The 11,245-nt window shown below is 68.7% G+C and carries 13 protein-coding genes; 12 read left to right on the top strand and 1 reads right to left on the bottom strand.

Going from position 1 to position 11,245, the window contains the following annotated elements:
• The first annotated feature begins 61 nt into the window (after positions 1–61).
• The 9 genes from F620_RS0103275 to F620_RS0103235 all read left to right on the top strand — a co-directional run bounded on the left by F620_RS0103275 (position 62) and on the right by F620_RS0103235 (position 7,862).
• Positions 62–529, top strand: coding sequence for a response regulator (locus F620_RS0103275; RefSeq protein WP_019569441.1), 468 nt, complete (start codon positions 62–64; stop codon positions 527–529).
• The gene (locus F620_RS0103270; RefSeq protein WP_019569440.1) at positions 526–1,827 is read left to right on the top strand and encodes a diguanylate cyclase; all 1,302 of its coding nucleotides are present in this window, start codon (positions 526–528) and stop codon (positions 1,825–1,827) included. The genes F620_RS0103275 and F620_RS0103270 overlap by 4 nt, the downstream gene beginning before the upstream one ends.
• Positions 1,828–1,880: 53 nt before the next feature.
• Positions 1,881–2,357 carry a Fur family transcriptional regulator gene (locus F620_RS0103265; RefSeq protein WP_019569439.1) on the top strand — a complete coding sequence of 159 codons (477 nt, stop codon included), beginning with the start codon at positions 1,881–1,883 and terminating at the stop codon, positions 2,355–2,357.
• A 25-nt stretch (positions 2,358–2,382) separates the two neighbouring features.
• On the top strand, positions 2,383–2,907 hold the full coding sequence (locus tag F620_RS0103260; RefSeq protein WP_019022654.1) for a DNA-deoxyinosine glycosylase: 525 nt from the start codon (positions 2,383–2,385) through the stop codon (positions 2,905–2,907).
• 363 nt (positions 2,908–3,270) lie between these two features.
• Positions 3,271–4,572 (top strand): hypothetical protein, encoded by a 1,302-nt coding sequence (locus F620_RS0103255; RefSeq protein WP_019569438.1) that lies wholly within the window; start codon positions 3,271–3,273, stop codon positions 4,570–4,572.
• A gap of 70 nt (positions 4,573–4,642) precedes the next feature.
• Entirely contained in the window at positions 4,643–5,575 is a 933-nt protein-coding gene (locus F620_RS0103250) for a metal ABC transporter substrate-binding protein (RefSeq protein WP_019569437.1), read from the top strand.
• Between the two features lie 9 nt (positions 5,576–5,584).
• Positions 5,585–6,196, top strand: coding sequence for an ABC transporter ATP-binding protein (locus F620_RS0103245; protein ID WP_019569436.1), 612 nt, complete (start codon positions 5,585–5,587; stop codon positions 6,194–6,196).
• Positions 6,189–6,965 carry a hypothetical protein gene (locus tag F620_RS0103240; protein WP_019569435.1) on the top strand — a complete coding sequence of 259 codons (777 nt, stop codon included), beginning with the start codon at positions 6,189–6,191 and terminating at the stop codon, positions 6,963–6,965. The genes F620_RS0103245 and F620_RS0103240 overlap by 8 nt, the downstream gene beginning before the upstream one ends.
• A gap of 36 nt (positions 6,966–7,001) precedes the next feature.
• Positions 7,002–7,862 carry a class I SAM-dependent methyltransferase gene (locus F620_RS0103235; RefSeq protein WP_019569434.1) on the top strand — a complete coding sequence of 287 codons (861 nt, stop codon included), beginning with the start codon at positions 7,002–7,004 and terminating at the stop codon, positions 7,860–7,862.
• Between the two features lie 15 nt (positions 7,863–7,877).
• On the opposite strand, the gene folE2 is transcribed toward F620_RS0103235, so the two are convergent.
• Entirely contained in the window at positions 7,878–8,792 is a 915-nt protein-coding gene (gene folE2 / locus F620_RS0103230) for a GTP cyclohydrolase FolE2 (protein ID WP_019569433.1), read from the bottom strand.
• A gap of 77 nt (positions 8,793–8,869) precedes the next feature.
• On the opposite strand from folE2, the gene dksA reads away from it, so the two are divergent.
• From dksA to F620_RS0103215, 3 genes are read left to right on the top strand one after another with little or no spacing between them, the layout of a single operon-like run.
• Positions 8,870–9,298 (top strand): RNA polymerase-binding protein DksA, encoded by a 429-nt coding sequence (dksA, locus tag F620_RS0103225; protein ID WP_019022647.1) that lies wholly within the window; start codon positions 8,870–8,872, stop codon positions 9,296–9,298.
• Positions 9,299–9,326: 28 nt separating this feature from the next.
• Entirely contained in the window at positions 9,327–10,586 is a 1,260-nt protein-coding gene (gene zigA / locus F620_RS0103220) for a zinc metallochaperone GTPase ZigA (protein ID WP_019569432.1), read from the top strand.
• A complete protein-coding gene (locus tag F620_RS0103215) occupies positions 10,583–11,221 on the top strand; it encodes a DUF1826 domain-containing protein (RefSeq protein WP_019569431.1) in 639 nt (212 codons plus the stop codon). The genes zigA and F620_RS0103215 overlap by 4 nt, the downstream gene beginning before the upstream one ends.
• Positions 11,222–11,245 lie beyond the last annotated feature (24 nt).

The following is an 11,245-nucleotide window of genomic DNA, read 5'->3' as shown; positions in this document are numbered from 1 at the left end:
GCCACAGGGCAATCGATAGACTACCGTCAACTTCAGAATTGCCAGCACCGGACCGTAACCGATGAAACCCGTCACCATCCTCCTGGCCGAAGACTCGCCGGAAGACGTCGAGCTCCTGCAGGAGGCCTTCGAGCACCATCAATTCTCGGCCGACCTGCGCCCGGTACGCGACGGGGTGGAGGCCATGGCCTATCTGCGCGGCGAAGGTCCGTACGCCGACGCACCCCGGGCCGACCTGCTGCTGCTGGATCTCAACATGCCCCGCATGGACGGCCGTCAGGTGCTGGCCGCGGTCAAGAACGATCCGCAGCTGCAGACCCTGCCGATCGTGGTCCTGACCACCTCCTCGGCACCGGACGACGTCGTGCATTCGTACACCCATCGGGCCAATGCCTTCCTGACCAAGCCGGTGGATTTCGACGAATTCCTCGAACTGATCCGGTGTCTGGGCGATTTCTGGATCGACAGCGTCTGCCTGCCTTCGCGCGCGGGCCTGCCCCCGTCGGACCCGTCCCGGATGTGCCCATGACCCGGCATCGGCTCCTGCTGGTCGAGGACAACCCGGCCGACGCCGACCTGGTCGAGGACCTGCTGGAGGAAGTCGCCGACCCGGGGTACACGGTGGAACGCGCCGGCCGCCTGGATCAGGCCCTGCAGCTGCTGAAGGAGCGTCCCTTCAGCGTTGCCCTGCTGGACCTGGGACTGCCCGACTCCCAGGGCCTGGACACCCTGCGCCTGCTGCTGAAGGCGAGCGCCGGCGTGCCGGTGGTGGTCATGACCGGCCACCAGGAGCGCGGCACCGGCACCGGGGCGATCCGTCTGGGGGCCCAGGATTTCCTGCCCAAGGACGAGCTGCAGCCCGACCTGCTGTCGCGCGCCCTGCGCTATGCCATGGAGCGCTACCGCAGCCAGCGCGAACTGCGCCTGATGGCCGCCGCCTTCGACAGCGCCCAGGCGATCCTGGTCACCGGCCCCGACGGCCGGATCCTGCGCACCAACCCGGCCTTTACCCGCATCACCGGATACGCCGAGGAGGAGGTCCTGGGCGAAAACCCGCGCATCCTGCAGTCCGGTCATCAGGACCTGGAGTTCTACCACCGCATGTGGACGGAGCTGCAGACCCGCGGGCAATGGGAAGGCGAGATCTGGAACCGTCGGCGCGACGGGACGGTGTATCCGCAGTGGGAGACCATCAGCGCGGTGCACAACGAGGCCGGCCAGCTCGAATACTACGTTGCGGTGTTCCACGACATCTCGGAACAGAAGCGCCTGGAGGCGGAACTGGAACGGGAGGCGACGACTGACCGCCTGACCGGCCTGTTCAACCGCCAGCGTTTCGATGCCGAACTGGAGCGCGCCCTCGCCCGCACCCGACGCTACGGGACCGCTGCGGGAGCGATCTTGTTCGACATCGACCATTTCAAGCGTCTCAACGATACCTGCGGCCACGACGCCGGCGACCGCGTACTGGTCGAACTGTCGCGCCGGGCAACCGACGCCCTGCGCCGGACCGATTTCCTTGCCCGCTGGGGTGGCGAGGAGTTCGTCGTGCTGCTGCCGGAGACCGGCCCCGACGGCGCCCGGCGGATGGCGGAGCGGCTGCGCCGCGAAGTGGCAGCCACAGCGTTCGAGGGGGCGGGGCACGTGACCGTCAGCCTCGGGGTCACCGTCATCCACCCGGACGACGATGCCGATACCCTGCTCAAGCGGCTGGACAACGCGCTCTATGATGCCAAGCACGTGGGCCGCAACAGCGTGGTCTATCATCATCGCGATCCCGGGGAAGACGCCGACGCCGAGGCCCCTCCGCTGTCGCTGCTGCAGTAAGCGCTCCGGACCGTGTTCGCCCCCGCGCGTGCATATGGATTAAGCTTGGCGGCATGACCACGGCCACCCGCCAGCACACCACCGACGACCCCGCGATCCAGCAGGCCCTGGACGAGGCCGAGCGGGTCTGCACCCGGCGCGGCGCGCGCCTGACCGAGCAGCGCCGCCGCATCCTCGAACAGATCCTGCGCACCGACGGCGTGATCAAGGCCTACGACCTGATCCACGCGCTGTCGTCCGAGGACCGCAGCATCAAGCCACCGACGGTCTACCGTACCCTCGCCTTCCTGCTGGAACAGGGCCTGATCCACCGCATCGAGAGCCTTAACGGCTTCGTCGCCTGCAGCCACCCCGGGGAACGCCACGAATCCGCGCTGATGATCTGCGACGGCTGCGGCCGGATCATCGAGTTTCACACCCCGGATACCGCCAGCCATGCCCTGGAGGCCGCCGCGGCCGAAACCGGCTTCGCCATCGAGACCCGCACCGTGGAACTCCACGGCCTGTGCCGCGACTGTCAGTCGACCTGACCTTTCGGCCCGAAGTGCTCCGGGGATGACCGTGCCGCTTTCCAGTCCGGAGTTGCGGGCGTTCGAGCCCGTGCTGCGCGCGGATACCCGGGCCGTGGTGCTGGGCAGTTTCCCCGGGGTCGCCTCGCTGGAGGCGGCCGCCTATTACGCCCATCCGCGCAACCAGTTCTGGCCGATCATGGCGCGCATCCTCGGACCGCCGTTCCCGGAACTGCCCTGGCCGGAGCGCTACGCCCGGCTGCTCGACTGCGGGGTCGGGCTGTGGGACATCTACGGCACCTGCGCACGCGAGGGCAGTCTGGACAGCGCCATCCGCAACCCGCAGCCCAACGATCTCGGTCGGCTGACACGCGAGGCCCCCGGCCTGCGGCTGATCGTCCACAACGGCGCGGAAAGCGCCCGCCGCATCGGCGAGACCCGGGCGCTGGGCGTCAGCGCGGTGCGCCTGCCCTCCACCAGCCCGGCCAATGCCCGACTGGGCCTCGAGGCCAAGCTTGAACGCTGGGCCGAGGCCTTCCGCGAGGCCGGGCTGGGCGCCCCGGCGCCCTGAGCCCCGGCAACCCGCCGCCCCGCTGGGTCGATGAACCGCGCCATTGGAATCGGCCACGTTGACACCCAAACGCGGATGCATATAATTCTCACTTAGATGCGCGATTGTTGTCGGACTCTGGCGTGTCGCCGGGACCGGGGCCTCTTCGCTCCCCTGTCTCTCCAACCTCCGCTACGCTTGGCCGCCCGCTGTAACGGGCGGCTCCTTTTTTCCGTTCTCCCTCCCGGCATTGCCCCCACCGGGGTGACGGCCCCTTGTACCGCTCTATTGTTACATTATATCGTTCTTGTGCTCGTTCGTTACGCTATAACGTCTTAATAGCGATGGACGGAGGCAATCAGTGTTCACAAGGGGAGAAAAGACATGCTGAACGCGCGACACCATCGCAACGCCCTCACGGGCCTGACCGTTCTGGCCTGCGCCACGCCGGCCCTGGCCGCCGCCCAGGCCCAGGACGACTCGGGATCGGACTGGGGCATGGACATCTCGCTGATCCTGGAAGGGATCTACTACAACGAGATGAGCGAAGGGATCGACACACCCGCCGGGTTCGACGACGGGCATAGCCATGACCATGGCCACGGCCATGATCACGACCATTCCTTCGACGACGGTTTCAATCTCGGCCACAACGAACTGGTGTTCGAGGCCGACCTGGGCGGCCTGCTGGACGGCACCCTGATGATCGGCTTCGACGACAGCGACATCGAGGTCGAGGAGGCCTATCTGACCACCCGCTCCCTGCCGGCAGGCCTCCAGCTGAAGGCAGGCAAGTTCCTGTCGGAGATCGGCTACATCAACAGCCGCCACGTCCACGACTGGGATTTCGTCGACCGCCCGCTGGTGAACGAATACCTGTTCGGCGACCACGGCCTGCAGGAAATCGGCGTGCAGGGGACCTGGGTCGCGCCGACCGAGACCTACACCCAGCTGGGCGTGGAGCTCCTGCAGGGGGATCAGGACGGCGGCATCGCCGCGTTCGATGACGGCCCGGTCTCGGAGAAGAGCGGGCCGCGCATCGCCACCGCTTTCGCCAGGGTCGGGCCCGATTTCGGCCCCGATCATGCCGCCCGGTTCGGCGTTTCCGGCGGCTATGTCACCCAGACCGGGGTGACCGAAATCCATGGTGACCATGGCCACGCCCTTGAAGGCGATGCCTGGTTCGCCGGCCTGGACGCGGTCTACAAGTACGACTCCGGCCGTGCCTACGGCCACGGCGACTGGAACGTGAAGGGCGAATATTTCTACGTCCGCCGCAGCCTGGACCAGTTTGACGGCCACGAACACGGCCATGGCCACCACACCCATATGCACTGGGAAGGGACGGACAGCCTGACCGAGAAGCAGGACGGTCTCTATGTCGAGGGCATCTACGGCTTCGCTCCCCGCTGGCAGGCCGGTCTGCGGACCGAAGCCCTCGGTCTGACCAACGACGCGGTCGAGGGCAGCCATCACCACGGGGACGAATACTTCACGATCGAATCGATGGACACCTCGTACCGCCATTCCGCCCAGGTCACCTTCCGTCCGGTGGAGCCGGTGTTCCTGCGCGCGCAGCTCACGCAGAACGACTTCGTCGACGATCATGGCGACCGCGATCGCGGCCTGGAATTCATGTTCCAGGTGAACGTGGCGCTGGGCGCGCACGGCGCGCACCGCTTCTGATCGACCCCTCACGGAGCGCGAGGCCCCGCCACGGGCCTCGCGCAAAACCTGCATTTTTCAAGGAGTATCCATGAAAAACCGCAAGACCCCGCAGCAACGTCCGGCCATCGGGCTCTCCGCCCTGACCGGCGCCGCACTCGCCACCGCACTGTTCCTGCCCGCGCAGGCCTCCGCGGACGAGCTCAACGTGGTCGCCACGACCTCCAGTCTGGGAGCGCTTGCGCGTGAAATCGGCGGCGACGAAACCCGCGTGCGTGTCCTGGCGGCGCCCGACCGAGACGCCCACTATCTGGATGCCCGGCCCAGCTTCATGGCCGCCCTGCGCAACGCCGACCTGCTGCTGGAGCTGGGCGCCGGGCTGGAAGAAGGCTGGCTGCCGGCCGCCACCCGCGGCGCGTCCAACCCGGCCATCAACGAGGGGCAGCCCGGCCATTTCTATGCCGCCGGCAAGGTCGATCTGCGCCGCTCCATCACCCAGGACGGGCCCAACATGGGCCACGTCCATGAAGAGGGCAATCCGCATTTCAATGTCGACCCCCTGCGCATGGCGGAAATCGGCCTGGCCCTGGGCGAGCGGCTCGCGGAGCTCGACTCCGCCAATGCGGACGTCTATCGCGAACGCGCGGAAGAGACCGCGCAGCGGCTGCGCGAGCATGCCGAGCATCTCGCCAGTGAGCTGGCACCCGACCAGAACATCGTGGTCTATCACGAAGACCTCGACTATCTCGAGGAATGGCTGCCCGCCACGGTCGTCGGCTACCTCGAACCGGCACCGGGTATCCCGCCCACCGGTCGCCACCTGCAGAGCCTGGTCGGCGAGCTGGAAGACATGGACGGTCACGTGCTGTACGCCGAGTTCCAGCCGCCGCGCGGGGCCGAGTTCCTCGAGCGCGAACTCGGCTGGGACAGCCACGCCGTACCGCTGGATCCGCCCCAGGACGCCGGCCTGGACGGCTACCTCGAGCTGATGGAAACCTGGGCATCCACCTTCCGCACCCGCTAGGCTGCGCGGATGTCCGACTCCCCCGTCATCGAGGCCCGGGCCGCGCGCCCGGGCTTTGACCGCCCCGTCCTCGGGCCGCTCAGTCTTGCGGTCCCGGGCGGGGCACGCTGGGCGCTCACCGGCCCCAACGGGTCCGGCAAGTCGCTGCTGCTCAAGTGCCTGACGGGGCAGGCGCGGGTGCACGGGGGGCGGCTGACCACCGCTCCCGGCACCCGCATCAGCCTGCTGGCCCAGGATCATCCGCGCCCGTACCCATGGCCCCTTTCCGGACACGACTGGTTCCGGGCCATGGGTACGCGCGTGCCCGAACACCCTCGCATCCGGGCGCTGCTGCGCCGGCGTCTGGATCAACTCAGCGGCGGCCAGTGGCAGCTCCTGCGCCTGGCCTCCGTGCTGGCGCCCGTTGAGGCCGCCGACCGCGACACCAGCCGCCCCCACCTGGTGCTGCTGGACGAACCCGCCAACCACCTGGATGCCGAGGTCCGCGCCGACGCGGTGGAACTGATCACCGCCCTGCCCGCGAGCGCCACTCTGGTCATGACCAGCCACGACGACGAACTGCTGGGCGCCCTCGGCGTCGAACGCCACCCCCTGCAGGACTACCTCGACGCCCATGACTGACCTGCTGCTGACGCCTTTCGTGGCGGGATTCCTGATCACGCTGGTGCTGGCGCTGGCGGGCAGCGGCCTGTTCCTGCGCGGCTCGGTCTGGCAGGCGCTGGCGCTGGGCCAGTGGGCCGCCGCCGGTGGCGTGCTGGCCTCGGTCCTGCACTGGCCGGTGCTGCCGGTCGCGCTGGCCCTGGGGGCCGGGGTGATGGCGCTGCTGCAGCGGGTACGCGATACCGAGCGCCTGCCGCTGGCGCTGTTCCTGGGCGGGCTGGCCGCGGTCACGCTGCTGGCGGCCAATTTCTCGCAGGCAAGCATCGCGGCGGCCGCCTGGGCCGAGGGACAGCTGTATTTCGCCGGCCCGGGCGAGCTGGTCGCGGTGGTCGTCGCCGGGGTGGCCAGCGCAGTGCTGTGGCCGTGGCTGCGCCGGGTCTGGCTGCATGCCCAGCTCGCCCCGGACGTTTCCGCCGCGCCGGCACCCCCGACGGTCGCGCGCTGGCTGGAGACCGCATGGCTGGTCGCCGTGATCGTCCTCGGGAGCATGGTGCTGGGCATGCCCGCGGCACTGGCCACCCTGCTGCTGCCGGCCTGGGGGGCGGCCTTTCTGGCCCGCGGCCTGACCGGGGCGCTCCTGTGGACCCAGGGCCTGGCGATCGCGGGCTTCCTCGCCGCGTGGAGCCTCAGCCTGCCACTGGATCAACCCTTTGCACCGGTGCTGGTGGTCGTGCTGCTGCTTCTGGCTCTGCTGGCCCGGGCGGGCGCCGCCCTGCGGCGCACACACTGATTCTCCGATCTCCCTCTGCAACCAAGGAATGCAACCATGAGTGAAAACCCGCAGGGCTCGGGTACGAGCTCGCCGATCTTTCAGGCCATCGAGCAGATGCAGGGATCGCTGCCTTGGGGCAGCTTTCTCGATGCCGGGACCGGCCGCAAGTCCATCGAGTGGATCACCGCGCTCGACACCGAACGCTGGACCGCCATCACCGCTTCGCAGAACATGGCGCGCACCGTGCAGGAGGCCGCGGGCGACCGGCGCCGGCCACAGGACCGCGTGCTGGTGGGCAACTGGCACTCCGAACACCTGCTGTACGGCGAGCGCTTCGACACCGTGCTGCTGGACTACTTCATCGGTGCCATCGAGGGCTTCTCCCCCTACTGGCAGGAGCAGGCCCTGCACCGCATCCGCCCGCATGTCGGCCAGCGGCTGTACATCATCGGCGTGGAGCCCTACGTGCCCAGCGAACCCGACACCGAGGCCGGACGCCTGGTGCGCGAGATCGGCCGCGTCCGCGATGCCTGCCTGCTGCTCAGCGGCAGCATGCCGTACCGTGAGTATCCCTCGCCCTGGGTGCTTCGCCAGCTGGGCCAGGCGGGCTTCCGGGTGATGGAGACGCGTTACTTCCCGATCCGCTACCGCGAACGCTTCGTGAACGGGCAGCTCGACCTCGCGCTGCGCCAGCTGGATCATTTCACCGATCCGGACACCGCCGAGTCCATGCGTGGCTACATCGAGCAGCTGCGCGCCCGCGCCCTGCCGATCGCCCGGCAGAAGGAAGGACTCAAGTACGGCGCCGACTATCTGATCTCGGCGGAGCCCATGGCCGACCGTCACCGCAGCTTCGAGGACCCGCTGCAGCGTTTCTACGGTCAGGCCGGGGAACAGGACGGAGAACAGGCATAACCCTGCTGCCCGGCCTCAGGCCCCGCGCGGCGGCCGCTCGACCCGCGCCACCGCATCGTGCGCATGCAGGCTCTCCTCGTGGCGCACGTGGATGCGGTAACCGCGCGCCCCGAACGGGGCCTCCAGGGCCTCGTCGAGTCGCCGCGCGGCATCCTCGCAGAACATCGGGTTGCCGCCGTTGGCCACCGCAAACGCCTGCTCGTCGGCGCGCTTGACCGCGGTCTGCAGCGCGGTGCCCAGCGCCTGCTCGACCCGATCGACCAGAAAGCGGAACGGAAAGGTCTCGGCATCCGGCCGCAGGCCCACCTCCACCCACGCCCGGCTGCGCTGGCTGTGCGGTGTCGCCATGATGCCCGCCTCGCTGCCCAGCCATTCACGCAGCCGGTCCGGATCCGGCGGCGCCGTCCCGAAGTCCTGATCATAGCGTTCCTGGATGGCCTGGCGGGCGAGTGCCGCCGAGCAGGGACAGGTCGAGGAATACCCGATCTCGATCCCGAGGCGGATCTGCGTACCGCGGTCGTCCTTTTCCGTATCCACGCGAAACGGATACGCCTTCCAGCCCGCCAGGGGGCTGACCATGGCCGGCCGTTCCAGCAGTGCCTCGCCCTCCAGCGAGAGCGCGGCGCGCCCCGACAGATCTTCGTGCGACTCGAGGAACGCATCCAGCACGTGGCCCAGCCGCGCGCAGTCCAGCTCGCGGTGGATCAGCATGCGCAGGGCCAGGTAGAGCCGCGACATGTGGATGCCGCGGGCCTCCGGATCGTCCAGGCTGACCCCGGCATCGGCGCGCGCGGCGACCGGCTGCCCGGCCACCTGCAGGGGCAGTGCGATGCGCTCCATGCCCACCCAGTCGAGGCTCGAGGCGCGGCGCGATGTCCCGGTCGCCACGTCCGGCAGGTCGGTGCTCCGGTGCTCGCTGTATGCGTCCATCGTTTCTCCCGCAAGAGTTCGGGTCATCGGCCCGGGGCCGTTGTGACCGTGGGTCAGTAACGTTATATTGTAACGCCATGAGCGAGACGATCCATAACACCCCCCGCACCGAAGACGAGCTCCTCGCGATGCCCGAGGAGGCTTACATGAACCCGCAGCAGCTCGAGTTCTTCCGCGCACGCCTGCAGGCCATGCGTGAACAGGTCCTCGACGATATCGAGCAGGTGCGCAGCGATCTGCGCCAGAGCAGTCAGGCCGCGGACGAACTGGACCGCGCCAGCGAAGAGGAAAACCGCCAGCTCGAACTGCGGATTCGGGGACGCGAAAACCGGCTGCTGAAGAAGATCGACGAGGCCCTCTATCGCATCGAGACCGGCGATTACGGCTTCTGCGAGCAGACCGGGGACCCCATCGGCCTGCCCCGACTCCTGGCCCGCCCCACCGCCACGCTGAGCGTGGAGGCCAAGGAGCGCATGGAAGCGACCGAGCATCTGTTCCATGAGTGACATCCAACACAATCCCCGGGAGCCCGCCATGACCGAACGTCTGCCCGTTACCGTCCTTTCCGGATTCCTCGGCGCCGGCAAGACCACCGTGCTCAATCATCTGCTGCACAATCAGGAGGGGCTCAAGATCGCCGTGATCGTCAACGACATGAGCGAGATCAACATCGACGGCGCGCTGGTGCGTGGCGACCACGTTGACCACGGTGATCAGGACGGCGTGTCGCGCACCGACGCCCGCACCGTGGAGATGAGCAACGGATGCATCTGCTGCACCCTGCGCGACGACCTGCTGGTGGAGGTACGCCGCCTGGCCGAATCCGGCCAGTACGATTACCTGCTGATCGAGTCCACGGGCATCTCCGAGCCGATGCCGGTGGCCAGCACCTTCGCCTTCCGCGACGAGAACGATGCCTCGCTGGATGACGTCGCGCGCCTCGACACCATGGTCACGGTGGTGGACACCGCCTCCCTGCTGCAGGACTACGCCTCCACCGACGACCTGAGCGACCGCGGCGAATCGCTGGGCGAGGATGACGAACGCACCGTCGTGGACCTGCTGGTCGACCAGATCGAGTTCGCCGACGTCATCCTGCTGAACAAGATCGACCGCGCCACCGACGAGCAGCGCCGCCAGGCGCATCGGGTCGTACGGGCCCTGAACCGCGAGGCCCGGGTGCTGGAAATCACGCACGGGCGCACGGACCCGCGCGAACTGCTCGGCACCAGACGCTTCGACTTCGACCGTGCGGCACAGGCCCCCGGGTGGGCGCGGGAGCTGATGGGTGACCACACCCCCGAAACCGAGGAGTACGGTATCCACAGTTTCGTCTACCGGGCGACCCGGCCGTTCCACCCCGGGCGTTTCTTCGACCTGCTCCATCAGGAATGGCCCGGCGTGATCCGCAGCAAGGGCTGGTTCTGGCTGGCGTCGCGACCGGACTGGGTGGGCACGCTGTCGCAGGCCGGCGGCGCGCTGACCCATCACGCCGCCGGCTTCTGGTGGGCCTCGGTGCCTCCGGAACGCCGGCCAGTGGACGCCGACTGGTGGCAGAGCCACGTCGCGCCCCACTGGGACGAGCGCTACGGCGACCGTCGCCAGGAGATCGTCGTGATCGGCATCGACATGGATCCCGACACCATCCGCCAGCGCCTGGACGCCTGCCTGCTGGACGACGACGAGCTGGCCGCGGGAGCCGACGCCTGGCGCGAGTATCGCGACCCCTTCCCCGAGTGGCGGCTGCAGAACGGCGCGGAAGAGACCGAAGAAGAAACCGAGGTGATCTCGTGAGCACCCGTCCCCGCACCCGCGCGACCGCAGCGTCCCGGCATCGTTTCATTGACCGGGCCGCCGAGCTGCACGGGATCCGGCGCGATGACGTCAACGCCCTGATCTGGCGTCGTCCGGAAACGGAGGAGCTGCGGCTTCAGGCACAGACCCTGGCGGAGCAGAGCCCCGGACTGAAACTCGAGCTCCGGGGCCGGCCGGACCAGATCCGCACCGGCCTGCTGGAGGCGGCGGGAACGCGGCCGTTCGACATCCATCACCTGGCCCTCGACATCGAACACCTGGCCCGCAACTTCGCGGTGGTCACCCGGCGCGTGATCCTGCGCGCCCAGCTGGAAGTGCTGGAGGCCCGACCCTGCCCGCTGTTCCACGTGGACCAGCTGGAGCTGCGCATGCTGTGCAGCTATACCGGCCCCGGCACCGAATACGTGGACGACCGCCACGTCGACCGCAGCCGCCTGGGCAGCGGCGACAACGACGGCGTGCTCACCGGCCATGACCCCCTGCGGATCGCCCGCGGGCACGTGATCCTGATGAAGGGCGAACGCTTTCCCGGCGGCGCCGGACAGGCCGCGGTGCACCGTTCCCCGCAGCCGGCCACGGGCGACCCGCGGCTCGTCCTGCGCCTGGACGCCTGAAGCAGACACCACACCGAGCCCGGG

Origin of the sequence: Thioalkalivibrio sp. ALE11, from assembly GCF_000381205.1 — a bacterium.
In the GTDB taxonomy this organism is placed as follows: domain Bacteria; phylum Pseudomonadota; class Gammaproteobacteria; order Ectothiorhodospirales; family Ectothiorhodospiraceae; genus Thioalkalivibrio.
The sequence above is the reverse complement of the archived record's forward strand: the minus strand, read 5'-3'. Positions and strand labels throughout refer to the sequence as shown.